The 15,411-nt window shown below is 65.1% G+C and carries 16 protein-coding genes; 10 read left to right on the forward strand and 6 right to left on the reverse strand.

The features are described 5' to 3' along the window. Nucleotides 1–39 precede the first annotated feature (39 nt). Nucleotides 40–1,560, reverse strand: coding sequence for a DNA recombination protein RmuC (rmuC, locus tag AB4079_RS17655; protein ID WP_441788626.1), 1,521 nt, complete (start codon nucleotides 1,558–1,560; stop codon nucleotides 40–42). 144 nt (nucleotides 1,561–1,704) lie between these two features. Then, nucleotides 1,705–2,286 (reverse strand): exonuclease domain-containing protein, encoded by a 582-nt coding sequence (locus tag AB4079_RS17660; protein WP_441788627.1) that lies wholly within the window; start codon nucleotides 2,284–2,286, stop codon nucleotides 1,705–1,707. A 220-nt stretch (nucleotides 2,287–2,506) separates the two neighbouring features. Between AB4079_RS17660 and AB4079_RS17665 the strand changes: the two genes are divergently transcribed. Further along, the gene (locus AB4079_RS17665) at nucleotides 2,507–3,253 is read left to right on the forward strand and encodes a class I SAM-dependent methyltransferase (RefSeq protein ID WP_441788628.1); all 747 of its coding nucleotides are present in this window, start codon (nucleotides 2,507–2,509) and stop codon (nucleotides 3,251–3,253) included. Between the two features lie 43 nt (nucleotides 3,254–3,296). Continuing rightward, nucleotides 3,297–4,370, forward strand: a complete 1,074-nt coding sequence (gene ychF / locus AB4079_RS17670; protein WP_441788629.1) for a redox-regulated ATPase YchF — start codon at nucleotides 3,297–3,299, stop codon at nucleotides 4,368–4,370. 95 nt (nucleotides 4,371–4,465) lie between these two features. On the opposite strand, the gene AB4079_RS17675 is transcribed toward ychF, so the two are convergent. Both AB4079_RS17675 and AB4079_RS17680 read right to left on the reverse strand, forming a co-directional pair. Then, nucleotides 4,466–5,569: a hypothetical protein gene (locus AB4079_RS17675; protein ID WP_441788630.1), complete on the reverse strand. Its 1,104-nt coding sequence runs from the start codon at nucleotides 5,567–5,569 to the stop codon at nucleotides 4,466–4,468. A gap of 204 nt (nucleotides 5,570–5,773) precedes the next feature. After that, complete coding sequence (locus tag AB4079_RS17680; RefSeq protein WP_441788631.1) at nucleotides 5,774–6,328, reverse strand: hypothetical protein; 555 nt, start codon at nucleotides 6,326–6,328, stop codon at nucleotides 5,774–5,776. 341 nt (nucleotides 6,329–6,669) lie between these two features. Between AB4079_RS17680 and AB4079_RS17685 the strand changes: the two genes are divergently transcribed. Beyond that, nucleotides 6,670–7,746, forward strand: coding sequence for an AbiH family protein (locus AB4079_RS17685; protein ID WP_441788632.1), 1,077 nt, complete (start codon nucleotides 6,670–6,672; stop codon nucleotides 7,744–7,746). Between the two features lie 224 nt (nucleotides 7,747–7,970). Next, entirely contained in the window at nucleotides 7,971–8,174 is a 204-nt protein-coding gene (locus AB4079_RS17690; RefSeq protein ID WP_441788633.1) for a tail fiber domain-containing protein, read from the forward strand. Between the two features lie 115 nt (nucleotides 8,175–8,289). Here the strand turns inward: AB4079_RS17690 and AB4079_RS17695 are convergent, their stop codons facing one another. Continuing rightward, nucleotides 8,290–8,805 carry a hypothetical protein gene (locus tag AB4079_RS17695; RefSeq protein ID WP_441788634.1) on the reverse strand — a complete coding sequence of 172 codons (516 nt, stop codon included), beginning with the start codon at nucleotides 8,803–8,805 and terminating at the stop codon, nucleotides 8,290–8,292. Nucleotides 8,806–9,101: 296 nt separating this feature from the next. On the opposite strand from AB4079_RS17695, the gene AB4079_RS17700 reads away from it, so the two are divergent. Beyond that, on the forward strand, nucleotides 9,102–10,313 hold the full coding sequence (locus AB4079_RS17700) for a toxic anion resistance protein (protein WP_441788635.1): 1,212 nt from the start codon (nucleotides 9,102–9,104) through the stop codon (nucleotides 10,311–10,313). A 42-nt stretch (nucleotides 10,314–10,355) separates the two neighbouring features. Here the strand turns inward: AB4079_RS17700 and AB4079_RS17705 are convergent, their stop codons facing one another. Continuing rightward, entirely contained in the window at nucleotides 10,356–11,198 is an 843-nt protein-coding gene (locus AB4079_RS17705) for a hypothetical protein (protein WP_441788636.1), read from the reverse strand. A gap of 470 nt (nucleotides 11,199–11,668) precedes the next feature. On the opposite strand from AB4079_RS17705, the gene AB4079_RS17710 reads away from it, so the two are divergent. The 5 genes from AB4079_RS17710 to AB4079_RS17730 are packed head-to-tail and all read left to right on the forward strand — an operon-like array spanning nucleotide 11,669 to nucleotide 15,290. Next, complete coding sequence (locus AB4079_RS17710) at nucleotides 11,669–12,019, forward strand: hypothetical protein (protein WP_441788637.1); 351 nt, start codon at nucleotides 11,669–11,671, stop codon at nucleotides 12,017–12,019. Then, the gene (locus tag AB4079_RS17715) at nucleotides 12,019–12,504 is read left to right on the forward strand and encodes a hypothetical protein (protein WP_441788638.1); all 486 of its coding nucleotides are present in this window, start codon (nucleotides 12,019–12,021) and stop codon (nucleotides 12,502–12,504) included. Before AB4079_RS17710 ends, AB4079_RS17715 begins: the two co-directional genes overlap by 1 nt. A 34-nt stretch (nucleotides 12,505–12,538) precedes the next feature. Then, the gene (locus AB4079_RS17720; RefSeq protein WP_441788639.1) at nucleotides 12,539–13,648 is read left to right on the forward strand and encodes a peptidoglycan-binding domain-containing protein; all 1,110 of its coding nucleotides are present in this window, start codon (nucleotides 12,539–12,541) and stop codon (nucleotides 13,646–13,648) included. Continuing rightward, complete coding sequence (locus AB4079_RS17725; protein WP_441788640.1) at nucleotides 13,636–14,259, forward strand: ABC transporter ATP-binding protein; 624 nt, start codon at nucleotides 13,636–13,638, stop codon at nucleotides 14,257–14,259. Before AB4079_RS17720 ends, AB4079_RS17725 begins: the two co-directional genes overlap by 13 nt. Then, nucleotides 14,256–15,290: a hypothetical protein gene (locus AB4079_RS17730; protein ID WP_441788641.1), complete on the forward strand. Its 1,035-nt coding sequence runs from the start codon at nucleotides 14,256–14,258 to the stop codon at nucleotides 15,288–15,290. Before AB4079_RS17725 ends, AB4079_RS17730 begins: the two co-directional genes overlap by 4 nt. The last annotated feature ends 121 nt before the right edge of the window (nucleotides 15,291–15,411 follow it).

A 15,411-nucleotide genomic window follows, 5' to 3' on the forward strand; every position in this document is an offset into this window, starting at 1 on the left:
CCGGGCTGCCTCGACCAGGCAGGCCCGGACGCGGCTCGGCTATGCGGTGCGGGCGGCGGGACCGCTGTCTGCCGCGCGCTCCTGCTCCTCGATCGCGATCTTGTCGATGCCGTGCATGTCGCGCGGTTCGACGTCTCGAGGCTGCATGTCGTGCGGTTCGAGTTCGCGCGGTTCGACGTCTCGAGGTTCGAGCTCGCGCGGTTCGAGCTCGCTGGGCTCCAGTTCGCTGACGAGTTCGAAGGCGGTCAGTTCCCGCGGCGACTCCTCGATCCCGGCGAGGGCGCCGATCACCTTCGACTCGTCGAGAGCATTCAGCTTGCGGGCGGCCGGGAAGACCTGGCGCTCGAACGACCCGACGAAGCCGTTGTAGTCCTTGACGGTCCGCTCCAGCGACCGGCCCAGCTTCTCGATGTGGCCGGCCGTCGTCGACAGGCGGCTGTACAGCGTGCGGCTGAGGTCGAACAGCTGCTTCGCCTCCTGGGTCAGCACATCCTGCTGCCAGCTGAAGGCCACCGTCTTGAGCACGGACCACAGGGTGACCGGGGACGCGAGCGCCACGCGCTTGCCGAACGCGAACTCCATGATCGACGGGTCCGCTTCGAGCGCCGACGAGACGAGCGACTCACTCGGGATGAACGCGATCACCAGCTCGGGGGAGGACTCCAGCCCCGTCCAGTACGCCTTGCTTCCGAGGGCCGTGATGTGGTCGCGCACCGCCTTGACGTGCTGCTTGAGCAGCGCCTCCCGCTGCGCACCCTCGGCGCCCGTCGCTGTGGCGGGGATCTGGCTGGCCTCCAGGTAGGCGTTGAACGGCACCTTCGCGTCGAGCGCGATGTTCTTCCCGCCCGGGAGCCGCACGATCATGTCCGGTCGGCCGGCGCCCGACTCCGAGTGGATGCTCGACTGCACGTCGAAGTCCACTCGCTCGAGGAGTCCCGCCGCCTCGACCACGCTGCGCAGCTGCGTCTCGCCCCAGACGCCGCGCGTGCTGTTCGAGCGCAGTGCCGACGCCAGGGCCTCGGCCGTGCTGCGCAGGCGCTCTTCGGATTCGACCGCCGTCTGCAGCTGCTGGGTCAGCTGACCGTGCTGCTGGCTGCGCTGGGACTCCAGCTCGACGACCTTGCGCTGCATCTCGGTCAGGCTCTCGCGCACCGGGGCGAGGGCCTGCAGCACCTTGCTCTCGGTGCGCTCGCGCTCGGAGTGGGCCTCGGCTTCGGCGCGGTGCCGCTCGACCGTCTCGCGGTACTGCTCCTGGGCGATGCGCAGCTGCTCCTGCATCGCATCCACTCGGCTATGCGCGGCCGCGAGATCGGCGCGGATCTCGGCCTGCACCGCGGCCTCGGTCGCGCGGATCTCGGCCTGCGCCGCCGCCTCAGCCGCCCGAATCTCGGCGATCTCCGCCTGGTGCTGGGCCGCGACCAGCGCTGGATCGACCACGGGAGCCACCGGCCCGCTGGCAGCGGCACGGTCGCGCACCAGCTTCACGACGGCGAAGCCGGCCACGGCGGCGCCGACGATGAGCCCGATCAGGAGGCCGAGGAGCAGGGCGAGGAGGTCCATGTGCTCAGTGTGTCAGCGGCCGCCGACACTGGAGGTCGCGCGGGCCGCGAGTCGTGAGCGGATGCGCCTATCCGACGCGAATTGCGACATCATGTCGCAACTCGGCGGGAGGGCGGGCGAGAGGGCGAGGGAGTAGGAGCGCAGTCAGGCCGCGACGGGGACGCCGATCCGGCCGAGGCGGGCGCCTGTCAGCGCGGCCAGGTCGGCGATCGTGCCGGCCTCGTGCCGCTTCGCCGCGTGGATGACGATGGCGGCGCACGCCTCCGCGTCCGCGAGCGCATCGTGGTGGTGGAAGCCCTCGAAGCCTGCTGCCATGGCCGCGACCGGCAGGCGGTACGAGTCCAGAGTGTAAGTCTGACGCGCGACCTGGAGGCTGCACAGGTAGCTGTATTCGGGGCAGGCGACGAAGGTGGCCGCGCACGCGGCCCGGATCACGCCCATGTCGAAGCCCGCGTTGTGCGCGACCAGGTGGTCGTCCTCGGCGAATTCGACCAGGTCCGCGAGCTGGTCGACCCAGCCTGCCGCATCTGCCACCTGTTCGGGCTGGATGCCGTGGATGCGCACGTTCCACTCCTGGAACTGGTCGTGCCCCAGTGGCGGCCGGATGAACCATCCCGCCCGGTCGACGACCTTGCCGTTCCTGACCTTCACGAGCCCGACCGAACAGGCCGACGCGGCGGAGGAGTTGGCGGTCTCGAAGTCGATGGCGGTGAAATCCAGGGTCACGTTCGTCATGCTGACACGCGCCACCGACGCGCCCCGGCAACCCACCCGCGCGCCGCCGCATCCGCCCCTTGCATCCGCCCCCGCATCCGCCCGCCGTGCTCCGCCCGCCCCCTCGCCGAAGTGCTCGTACCTGCGCTCGACGCGCCGAGTGGACGCGCACCTGCGAGCACCTCACCGACCGGCCCGGGCGCGCCGTCGCCGCCGCGCGTAGCATCGCGGCATGCGATCCCGTCACCAGCTCGACCTCCACGCGGCCTCGTTCGACCGGGCGGCCGACGTGTATGACGCTGCCCGGCCGTCCTACCCGGCGGATGCGGTCAGCTGGCTGACCGAGGGGATCGATGGTCCGGTCCTCGACCTCGGCGCGGGCACCGGCAAGCTCGCTGCGTCGCTCGTGGAGCGCGGTCTCGACGTGACCGCCGTCGACCCGTCACCGGAGATGCTGCGCGTCCTCCGCGACCGCCTCCCCGCCGTGAGTGTGAGCGAGGGGACGGCGGAACGCATCCCCGTGCCGGACGCCTCGTTCGCGCTGGTGCTCGTCGCCCAGGCCTGGCACTGGGTGGATCCGTCGCGGGCCATCCCCGAGGTCGCGCGCGTGTTGCGCCCCGGAGGCCGCCTCGGCCTGGTGTGGAACGAGCGCGACGAGAGCGTGGGCTGGGTGCGCGAACTGGGGGAGCTGATGGATGCGGGCAGCGCGTCCTTCGACGACGCATCCGACCCGGTCCTTGCGGCCCCGCTCGGCCCGCTGGAGAAGCACGAGACGCGCTGGGTGCAGACCCTCTCGCATGACGGACTGCTGGACCTGGCGCGCTCGCGCAGTTACTTCATCACGAAGGATCCGGAGGGCCAGACCGCCGTCATCCAGTCCCTCCGTCGCCTGCTGCGCGAGCATCCCGACCTCGCCGGGCGCGACACCATCGAGCTGCCGTACGTGACACGTTCCTACCGCGCGGCGCTGGAGCAGTGAGACCGGCGGCCCGTGTCGCACCGCCCCCGTAGAATGGACGACCGTGGCTCTCACTATCGGAATCGTCGGGCTGCCCAATGTGGGCAAGTCCACCCTCTTCAACGCGCTGACCAAGAATGACGCTCTGGCGGCGAACTACCCGTTCGCGACCATCGAGCCGAACGTCGGTGTGGTGAACCTGCCCGACCCCCGGCTCGACCGGCTGGCCGAGCTGTTCCACAGCGAGCGGACCGTCGCGGCCCCCGTCTCGTTCGTCGACATCGCCGGCATCGTGAAGGGCGCGAGCGAAGGGGAGGGACTCGGCAACAAGTTCCTGGCGAACATCCGCGAGGCCGACGCCATCGCCCAGGTCGTGCGCGGCTTCAGCGACGCGGACGTCGTGCACGTGGCCGGCAAGACCGACCCGGCCGGTGACATGGAGACCATCAACACCGAGCTCATCCTCGCCGACCTGCAGACACTCGAGAAGGCGGAGCAGCGCTACGAGAAGGAGGTCAAGGGCCGCAAACTGGAGCCGATCGTGCTCGAGACAGCCCGTGAGGCGATCGCGTACCTGAACTCGGGCAAGCCGCTCTCCAGCTCGTCCATCGACCTGGAGCCGGTCCGCGAGCTCGGCCTGCTCACCGCCAAGCCCTTCATCTACGTGTTCAACGTGGATGAGGACGTCCTGACCGACGAGTCCCGCCGCGCTGAGCTGGCCGCGCTCGTCGCACCCGCCCAGGCCGTCTTCCTCGACGCCAAACTGGAGTCGGAGCTGATCGACCTCGACCCGGAGGACGCCGCCGAGCTGCTCGCGTCCACCGGCCAGGACGAGTCCGGCCTCGACCAGCTGGCGCGCATCGGCTTCGACACGCTCGGCCTGCAGACCTACCTCACGGCCGGGCCGAAGGAGTCGCGCGCCTGGACCATCCCCAAGGGCGCAAAGGCCCCGCAGGCGGCCGGCGTCATCCACACCGACTTCGAGAAGGGCTTCATCAAGGCCGAGGTCATCTCGTTCGAGGACCTGATGGATGCGGGCACCGTCGCCGAGGCGCGCTCCCGCGGCAAGGCACGCATGGAGGGCAAGGACTACGTCATGCACGACGGCGACGTGGTCGAGTTCAGATTTAATGTCTAGCTGATCAGTGCTTTTATTCGATAGGTAAGCGCACGGTCAAGACCCTGACAGCTCCAGTGGGGCAGTCCCCTTAGTCGTGGAATGTGAATTCAAGCTCACTGCCCCCACACCATGAGCCGCCCTACCAGCAGGCACAGGTACACCCCCGCGATCACGATCGGCCCGATTCGGACGCTGCGGATCAACCGGCTCGGGACCCGGTACCAGACCGGCGACTGATGCTGCGTGTAGCGGGCAGACCGGTCCAGCGTGCGCCTGCCGACCGTATCGAGCACCGCGAACAAGCGATCGTACGTACGTCGGTCGGTCATTCGGAACGGCTTGGGGGAGTACACGTACATCCAGTCGTCGACGATCTCCACGTCGAAGTCCGCGGCGCGGTCCATTAACAGGACCATCAGGTCGGGTGTGAATAGGTAGAGCGCGTCCTGCTCGGAGCCCTTCGGGACGTGCAGGTGGAAGTAACGGTCGAAGTCGCCCTCCAGCGACAGCGCCTGTGACGACGTGAAGCGCCAGGGCAGGTTGCTGCGGCCGAACCATCGCCGATTGCGTCGTGCCTCGAGCACCAGGTGCGGCAGCGCACCCGGGAGGCGCAGCCGGAAGTAGCCGAAGCGGCGCAACGCCCGCTCGCTTCGCCAGTCGCCCGCGTACTGGAAGTTGCCGACCTCGAAGTCCGAGCCAGGTCCGGTCGAGAGGATGTCGTACCCTCGCGGCGAACTCCCAGCGGTGAAGATCACGCCGGAACGGCGGAAGCCGACCGCCTCCGGGACGTAGGAGAGCCCGTTGTCCGCTGCGAAACGGTGAAGGCGGTAGCGTCGGCGCCAGTTGGGAGCGAACCACGCGTCGCGGATCACGATGTCCGACATCAGCCGCGTCACCCAGGTCACCAGCGCGAGACAACCCAGCAGTATCGCAAACATGAGTGCCGTCGTCCCGGCGAGGGCGGGGACGCTGCGATTCCCATCCTGGGCGATGCGAAGGATGGTGGCCGCGGTCATCACGAGAGCGGCGAAGGTGACGAATACCAGGACGAATAGGGTCGACGGGATGACGACGGATGTGCGGAGGACTCTCCGCAGGACCGCGATGGCCGGGAGACGCAGGCCGGACCGCTTTCGGTAGAGTCGAACGTCGCGATGGCGCACACGTGCGCTGAGCGCGGCGTAATCCGCGCGGTCGACGGCGAGTTGGGGAGGCATGGGACGATGCTGTCACGCCGCCGAGCGTCCTCGCGCGTCCCCGATGGGGCCACAACGATCACGCCGGTCAGTCGCGAGCGACGCGAGCCCTGACGGTATGCAACGCGGTGACCCAGTGGACGCCAATGGGACCCTTCATAGGCCAGTCAACGTCGAAGGGCTGATTGAGGCGACTTACCGCGCGCCCGTCGGTGGCAATTCGCATTACAGCTGAAGGTCGACCCCGAAACGGATAACAGCTTCGCGAATAGCTGCAGGCACCATCTTTTGCAGGAGTGGGAACCAGCTCTGAAGGTCTCGGGCGTCGGCATACCGCAACCAGACGTCCTCGTTGTCCGCATATGGTTCATTGTGTTGATCGCCGTGTGCAAGGTACTTGGATCGTAAAGAAACCGGAACTTGCGTGAGCGCGACGGTGGGAGCTGAAGGCAGCCGGCCAATGAACGCATTCTGATTGCGCCGAATCTCCTCCCGCTCCTTGTGCGAGAGCAAGCGGGTCAGTCGTTCCCTGGGGCGACCGGTCCCGGGCACGGCAGCTTCGCTCAACTCGAACTCGACAGTAAGCGACGTCCCGTACCAGCCGAACGGGTCGCCGGATCGCGATAGCTGTACCCATACGAGGAGGAACTGTTCTCCAACAGGCTTGGACCAAGCAGCTGTCGATCCAGGACGGATCCGACGGAAGCCTTCCTTCTCGAGGACGGGCCCTAGAAGCGCGACCAACTCTCGGTGAACCTGTTTCCCGGGGATCGCTGACATACCGCAACGATATGCAGGGCGAGAGTGTCGTTCGAACAATGACGAGCCCGAGCCTGAGACCTGGACGGCGGACCTGAGTTCGACGTCGGGCTAAGAGTGTTGTCGCGATGCAAAATCTGATGCCTATCCGTGACGTAACGTGGTGGAGTTCCGCTTCAACGTGTGAATCGCCCATGGGAACGTAGAGGGTCTCAGCCCTCCGACTTCTCACTCACGTCTTGCGTCGGAATGACACGTATCACCAGATGGCCTCCTGTGGTGGGAAGTACGCTCACAGGGAGGGTTGTTCGATCGGAAGAACCGTACAGGGGGAAGTCTTGGGTTATCCGCGTCCGGAACGGATGAAGGACAAAGACACGCAATTCAACATCATGGCCCTCGTCGGCAACGGCTTCGACATTCAAGTGTTGAATGAGTACGAGCAGAAGACCACCACCCGATACGCAGACTTCTATCACTTCATGAAGATGAAGAACCTTAGCGCCGACAACCTGGTCCTTCGGGAGATGGAAGCCTCACTCGGCAGCGGATTAGCGAATTGGAGCGATGTCGAAGGGTGCCTCGCTCAGTTGGCCGCGAAGCGTGTTCCTATCGAGGACATACGAACATCCCTTGTCGAGGTCAGAGCCTGTTTCTCCGAATTTCTGAACACCGTTGTTAGCAGCTCTCTACTGGCGCAACTCAGCCACGACGCGGAGACACGAAGCTGGAGTCTCGAGACGCTCTCTCGTTTCCTCTGGGACGTGGACGACGAGACGCAGTTGCGCAAGGTACCTTTCGGCTTGCTCAAGTCGAACTATGACACTTATAACTACTACTTCGTAAACTTCAACTACACGTCCCTTCTCGACAACTATCTCTTCATGGACTCGACGCAGTTCGACCCGCTGCCATACAAGACAGTCGACACGAACTTCACGTTTTATGCGGATCCGCGCGGGTTCGATCGGTCCGGCTGGAACTTTGCATCTTCAAGCTACGTCGAGGCGCAGGTAGTCCATCCACATGGGTATCAGGACATCCCTCGGTCTCTACTCTTCGGTGTGGACCTGGACGGCGATCCCCGCGCCAAGAACGCCAAGCTCGCGAAGCCGTACTGGGCCCGTGCGGATACTCGATATGCCCACCTCTTCTCCGACACTCACCTCTTCGTTGTTTTCGGCAGCTCGCTCGGGGCGACGGACTCGTGGTGGTGGCAGCGGATTGCCCAGTCGTTGAAGGAGGACCAAAAGCGAGCTTTGATCTTGTACTGGTGGAATCCATCTGACGTCTTCCCGGAGACGCCTGAAGAGGTCACGGACCGCTTTTTTGGCGCGGCGAATGTCACACCACAAGACCGCCGCAAGATACGGGATCAGATCGTCGTCGTCAGCTACAACGAAGGCACGAAACGCGTTTGGCTCAACACGACGCGTTAATTCCGAGCCGCTCTGCGTACCGGAAACATGTCGATGATTACCCTGCGCCAGCTGTCAAGCACGCTTCCCCGACGAATGCAGGTACGGGGACCTGACGTTGTTCTCTGACGTAACGCGGTGGAGTTCCGCTTCAACGTGTAGCTTTAGCAGTTTTCCCGCCGTATCGCTGGGCGGAGCGAACGGTCTCGGTACGCACGTCCGCAGATTGTCCGCGAGAGTTGCGCATGAGGTCCGGCCTGTCAAAGCTGATCGTGAACTATCGGCTCAAGTCCGCGGTGAAACAAATGGGCGACAACGCACCCGTCGAAGTCGGTGTCATCGCGGAGCAACTCGTCGCCGCAGGATTCCCCGAGTTCGTCATCCACTACAAGCACGGACGCACACTCTGGCACGGACCCCTTTTCCACGGCTGGGCTGAGCCGTCCTAGCGCCGTTTCAGTCGCGGTCGAGTTCCGGTTCGGACGTACCTGATAGGAGATTCATGGGAGTGCCTGCGTCCCCGTGTCCTACCGGGAACGGCCAAGCAACCAGAAGCGCCCTGGCTTACTTCTTCCCCTTCTTGTCGTCGACGATTCCCCCGATCAGTCCTCCGATCGCGCCGCCAAGTACGCCGCCGGCCGGGCCGCCGAGAAGCGAGCCGATGCCGGCGCCGATGCCCGCCAAACTCGAGCCGTAGCTGACCCTGGCGATGCTGACCGTGGTGGATCCCTCGGGGTTTACGGAGACGTCGAACGAGCCAACGGCGGCCGATGCGACGACCAGCGCCACAGGGCTGGCTTTGCCGCCTGCGGCGAGCCGGTCGTAGACCTGGCGCGACTCGAAGAACGCGCGCTGCGGGTCGCCCTTGCCTTCGCCGGCTTCGTACCCCAGGACATAAAGGTCGAGAAGGGTCTGCACCTCTTCGTCGGTGATCAGTTCTGCCGCCTCCAGCCGCTCGAGGATCGCCTTGTGGTCGCTGACGTAGTCGCCCTTGTTGGCTTCCGTAATGCGTCGCGCTTCCGCACGAGCAGCGTGCATCATCCCCGCGATGTCGGTGCCGAAGTATGTCGAACTTTCCATCATGCCCTCCCAGAAAAAGTGCTCATCGTGTTGATCGGACCTAGCACATACCCGCCGGCGGGACTCCGGCAAGACACCGGCCCCAGGCGGCTATTGGAGGGCTTGAGCGATCGCCTTGTCGGCGAGAAGCACACGATGTTGGCAGCTGCGCGAGCGGAGTAGATGCGATCGCGTCGAGAGCCACTACTTGACGGCCCTCTCGCGCAAACGCGCGGCGACGCATTTCTGCCGCGGCGCGAACGGCCCCTCGTTCTACTCTTGTCTCGGGGCACTGCCGCTCCGGAGAGGAGACGCGCATGTCCGAACTCGAGGGGGATCGGTCGTCCTCGGCGCCCGACGGCGGCGAGAACGCTGGGGTCGTGCTCACTCCGCCCGCTGCCGTCCCGGAGATTGGGGAGGACCAGGCGATCGGCATGGTCGCGGTCCCGCCGGGCAAGCGCGCCGAGCTGCAGGGCAAGGCGCAGGCCTTCGTGGACGAGTTGGCTGCCCTGGAGCCGGGAAGCCCGGAGTTCACCCGCAAGATCGTCGACATCACCCGCCTGGGCGAGCAGGAGGTCCGCTCGTCGGCGGATATGTCGAACCGGATGCTCGAGCGGCCGTCGTCCTCGCTCGCCGCCGCCCGGGGACGCGGAGCAGCGTCGGATCCGCAGGCCCAGGTGGCGCGTGCACTGCTGGACCTCCGGACGACCATCACCGAGCTCGACCCGGGACGCGCCGACCTGACCGGGCCCAAGCGTGCGCTGATCCGCATCCCGGGCGGCCGCAAGCTGACGCGCTACTTCGAGCGGTACCAGTCGGCGCAGAAGCAGCTCGATGCGATCATCAGGGCGCTGATCTCGGGTCAGGACGAGCTCCTAAAAGACAACGCCGCGATCGAACAGGAGCGTGCGACGATCTGGGCGACGTTGGGCACGCTCGCCGAGTACAACGCCCTCGCCTCCGCGCTCGACGCCGCCACCGCGGCGCGGATCGCGGAGCTCCGAGCATCCGACCCGCGACGTGCCGACGCGATGACCGCGGACGCCCTGTTCCCCATCCGCCAGCGCCGGCAGGACCTGACCACGCAGATCGCAGTGTCGGTTCAGGGGTACCTCGCTCTCGATGTGGTCCGCAGGAACAACTCGGAGCTCATCAAAGCTGTCGAGCGCGCACGGACGACGACCATCTCGGCTCTCCGCACCGCCGTGGTCGTCGCTGAGGCGCTCGAGAACCAGCGGTTGGTGCTCGACCAGATCGGCGCGCTCAACGAAACCACCAACTCGATGATCGATCGCACGAGCGAACTCCTGAAACAGCAGACCGGGATGGTCCACGAGCAGGCGTCGTCGTCGGGTGTCAGCGTCGACACGCTGCAGCACGCCTTCGACAACGTCTTCTCGACGATGGACGCCATCGACGGGTACCGCGCGAAAGCGGTGGAGACGATGGCCGTCACCGTCGATGCGCTCGAGCAGCAGGTGGCTCGGTCGAGGGGTTACCTGGACCGGTCGCGCTCGAACACGAACTGAGTGCCAGAGCGCTGGGCGCCGCAGCGCCGGAGCATCCAGCCGTCACGGCAGATCGAGATCGAGTCTCGACCCCGCGAACCGATTGGCCAGGAAGCGGCCGTTGATCAGCAGGGCGGACGCGTCCTGCTCGACCGCCGCGTCCCTCATCGTCCGCGCGGCGGTTTCGAGCGCTTCGAGTTGTGCGATCAGTGCCTGAGCGGGTGTGAGGCCGCCGGCCAGCACATGCTCGGCGGCCCATGCGGCGGGCAAGGCAAGGTACGCCCGCAGCGTGTCGGGAAGATAGACGGTCGCCGCGACCCGCACGATCACCTCCGGTTCGCCCGACCCGGTTACCCGCGGAAGGGTCTCGGCGAGCAGTTCACCGATCCGCCCGACGGCCGCCACCGCCTCCTCCGGCACGCGGCGCCCGAGACGCGCGGCAAGGGTCAGCAGGTCGCTTGCGAGGTTGGCATCATCGACGTGGATCTCCGACCCGGGCGGCAGGATTCCCAGCGTCTGCAGGGCCCGCGCCGAATTCGCTGCGTCTTCGGCGGCGTGGACTGCAAGGGCGGCGACGAGCTGGGCGAACGCCGTCAACCATTGACTGAGAGGGATCGTGCGGCTCGAAAGCGAGACCGCTCCGTAGTGCTGCTCGACCTCGGCAGTCCATCGCGGTCCGGGCTCCCACCGCAAGGACAGCGCCTCGGTCTGGCCGGACAGCCGCAACCGGCTGATCGTGCCGCGGCGGTGGGCCATCCGGTCGGCCAGTGAGCGGGTGCGTTCGACGGAGAGCGCGCTGGAGGCGACATCTGGTGGGAGTGAGCGCGTGACACTGTCGATGAGTTCGCGGAGGAGGGACTGCGGGTCGGAATCCGTTCCCGCTCGGCTCAGCCTGTCCAGCTCCATCTCGTGCTCCCGCAACGCACCGGTTCTCGGAGGGCATCCATCGAATGCCTACGGGCTCATCCAAGCACGTCCGACCACGTTGCAGAACATGCTCCTGGAGCTTCTCGGTGGCCGCCCAGGCGCGGGCAACATCCTCATCGGGTTCACCCGAGTTGGCGGTGCACCGATCGAGTCGAGAGCCCGTGTGCTGGCCCATTGATGTCCTAAAACGCGGCTCGAGAAATACCGCGCTTTGTGGGCCTGTGCGTAGTCGACGACAGGGATCGGCCTAGTCGCCTAGGGCCGGAGGAGAGTGTCTCGGTGATACCGCAATCGGCGGCAGTTTGAGAGTTCTTCAGCGGCGCTGTTAGCGTCGCGACCGAGGCGGATCGGGGTACACGATAGCCCTCAACGCGTCTCTTTCAAAGATGAACGAGTCCCGGGGCGGTCGGCTTCGGGAGAGATGAGGTTGAACAATGAAAAGTCGAGTAATGCTTGCCACCGTTGGTGCGACGCTGGCGCTTCTGGTTGGCGGGGCGGCCGTTGCGGCGCCGGCTAGCGCCGTGGGAACGAAGAACGGAAAGTGCACCTATTACGACTCGTTTGTGGGCACGAGCACCGCTACAGGCAACAGCTACACGTCTGGCCAGAAGAGCCTCTGCGGCGATGTGAAGATCCGAGTGGGGTACAACCCCTCTGGTGGCACGGCTGTTTACACCCCGTGGAAGCGGGCGACCGGGTCTGTCATGCAAGGGCCCGTTGGTTACGTGGTATTCGGCGGTGAGCACACGATCACCAACCCGGGCGACATTTCCGTCGGCGATCCGCTGATCCGCACCTGATGCGGTCCCTGCGCGCGGTGCTGTTTCTGGGCTTCGTCGTAGGGAGTCTCATTGGCTGCAGTGGGCCGGCGTCGGAGCCGGCCCACTCGGCCATCGAGCAGTCGATCTCTGGACAGCAGAGGGACGCCCTGAAAGATGGCCGGATCACGTGGGATGAATATCAGAGTGCGTTCAAGGCGTACGCGGCATGTTTGACGAAGAAGGGGTACGAGCTCGTCAACCCTCAGGTGAAGGACGACCTGATGGATTTTGGAGTGCCGGGTGCCGCAGTGGAATCGGGCGCAGACGAGACCTGCTACGCCTACAACTGGGGGCAGGTCGATGGAGTCTGGCAGATCGACCACGAGGACACGTCGGAATCTGCGCAGATCGTCGCCCACTGCCTTCAGGTGAACGGCTACACACCCGCTGAGAAGTACCAGGACAATCTCGAGCTTCTCAAGACGCACGGCATAGACATTGCCGACTGCCCCGTCAATGGCTGACTCGGTGGATGTCGAGCCCACAGCATCGTGGGCCATGAGCTTTACCGTCTTGCTGCTGGTGGTCTTGTGGGGTGCCCCGCTGGCTTTGCTCGGTGTCAGCCTTACCGGTGCGAAGGCTGAACAACGCTCATCAACGTCTGGGACGACCGTTGCGATCGTTCGCGTGGGAAGTAGGCAGTTCGACGGGAGACAGTCCGTGACGGTCACGGCGCACATGAGCCGCGTTCCCGCAGCCTCCGCTGGCGTGGCGGGAACGGTGACCGCCCTTCGAATCGGAGCTGGCGACAACGTCGAGGACGGGTCCGAATTGTTCGCCGTCGATGGACGAATGCTGTTGGCCTTTTCGCAGAATGTGCCACTTTTTCGCGAACTGCGAATGGGCGACTCTGGCGACGATGTGGCGGCGTTGGGGAGGTTCTTGAACGCGCGTCACCTGCTTGAGAGCCCCGCCGACAGTCGGTTCGGCCCGAAGATGCGTGTGGCGGTTGCTGCGTATCAGGCGCGATATGGCTACGACCAGGACGGCGTATTCAGGCCGTCGTACGTCGTTTTCATCCCGCACGATTTCGGACCGGTTACAGAGGTCAGTGCATTAATAGGGGAGCGGGTGACGGACCAGGCTGCTGTCATCAAGGGAACTTCGCGCCCGACATCCCTTCGCCTTGAGCCTTCGAAGAAGGACCCCTCGCCCGTTGCGGAAACGACTACTGGCGCCGTGCTGAGGATCGGCAGCGAGCAGATAGCCATCTCAGCTCGGGTGCCGTCAACGCAGGAGCTTCCGGCGATTTGGGCATCATTGACCGCGGGTGTGGCGCGCGGTGAACTCAAGCAATCAACCGTAGCAACGGACTCAAGTACGGAAATTCAATTTGAAGGGGCGCAGATAGCGCAGACCTCGAATTCGACCGCGGGCAGCGTCCCATCATCAGCGCTCTTCACGGCCGCAGACGGCACATCATGTCTGTTCGAAAGCGGTTCGGCCTCACGCTGGATGGAGAAAGGGACTACTGCACATATCGTCCAGGCGAAGCCCGATAGCGGGGAGATCGGTCACACCTTGATCGATTCGCGTTTGATCGGCATCCATGTTGCACGCGATCCCTCGCGGCTAGACCCCAAGATTCTCGCTCGATGCAAGTCGTAGTCCGTGGAGCGAGCATCAGATTCGGATCGCGGTCGGTCTTCGAGGGGCTTTCGGCGACCTTCCCGTCCAATCAGGTCACCGCTCTGGTCGGCCCCTCCGGCAGTGGTAAGTCGACCCTGCTCGCCGCGATCGCGGGGTTCCGCAAGTTGGAAATGGGGTCGATCGAACTCGGCCCGCAGGAGAGTTGGGTGAGGCCATCGTCGGCGCTGGTCAATTGGATCGCGCAGGATTCCAATATCCTGGGCGGCCGCTCCGCTCTGGACAACGTGATGCTCGGACCATTGAGCGAAGGCGCAACGCTGAGGGAAGCTTCACAACGTGCTGCGCGCGCTCTCGGACGCGTTGGGCTCGGCGCAACCAAGCATGCGCCAGCAAGGCACTTGTCGGGGGGTGAACGGCAGCGGGTGGCGGTGGCGCGCGCTCTCTCTTCGACGCGTCCACTCATTCTGGCCGATGAGCCATCGGCTGCGCTCGACGAAGTCAATACCGTTGGTTTGGCGGATCTCTTCGCGCAGGCGAGTGGTCGGGCGACCATCATCGTGGCAACTCATGACCCGGTGATGATCGCTGCTGCCTCCTCCATCGTCACAATCAGGCGCTCCCCGCTGTGAGAAGAGACCTGTGGAGGCTCGGCGAGCTAGTTCGTGAGGCCACGCTGAACGTCATCAACCCGCGGTCGAAGATGATCGCGACACTCATTGTCGCCACCGTGCTGGGCTCCGCGTGCGCGGCCTTTTACGCGTTTGAATCTGAGCGCTTCTCAGAGCAGCTCATCACACTCGAATCTCGCGGTGCGAACATCGTCAGCTTTCGAGCGGCTTCACCAGATGCCGACATTTCAATCTCCAGAAAATCGTGTGAGGGGCTCTCGCGCGTGCGAGGCGTCAAGCGCGCGGGCCTTCTGAAGAACGAAGGCAGCCGTGACGTTCCGGAGATCGGTGCGAAGACCACCATCTTCACAGCCAGCGCGACCCTCTTCCCGGGACTGTCCACTAGTGACGGCCTGATCGGCATGAGCCTCGTAGGTGAAGGGGTGAGGACTGTGACACTCGCGCCCTCTGACACTCGGGCGCTTTCCGCTGCTCCTCGCCAACCAGAAGGAATCCCGACCAACGCAGCCATCGTCCTCCCGCTGGCTGCGGATTCCAGTTCAGGCTCGCAATGCGTCGTCGAGCTTGCGCGTTTCCAGAACAGCCGAATTGACATTCCGACCCTCGCCTCTCAACTCGACGTGCGCGGCGGCAGCATCGTGGGTCGCGTCCAGCTGCGCCTGACCACGGACCCGGTAGCAGAGTGGGCCAACCGACCAGGGCAATTCGTAGGAGTAGCGGGAGGGGCAATCGGCGGACTGTTGGCCTCCTTGTTGGTCTGGACGCGGTCGAGCGAAGTGGCCACGTACAGGCTTTCCGGGACAAACCGGCGGTCGCTGGCCCTGCTGCTGACAATTGAAAGCCTTCTCGCATCCGGGGTCTTCGCCTTCTCAGGAGCTCTGGCGGTTTGGACCGTGAGGTCCTCCAGTGTCAGCACACCGGAAGTGCTGTATTGGCTGTTCGCGGGAAGTGCCTCCTGGTGGGTGGCGGCTCTACTTGGCACTATGCGCTCGATCGCTGTTTCACCCGCGGCCATGACTCGCGAGCGCTAGTCCGTTCTGCAGACCGCAAGGCATGGCGTGAACACACGCGCGACCGGTGTGCCGAGTGGCAGCTGACGGGTGCGCGGGCTGGCAGGATGTGGCCTATGATTCCAAGCCGTTGGCCGCGGGC

Source organism: Leifsonia sp. 2MCAF36 (assembly GCF_052115525.1).
Taxonomy (GTDB): Bacteria; Actinomycetota; Actinomycetes; order Actinomycetales; family Microbacteriaceae; genus Leifsonia.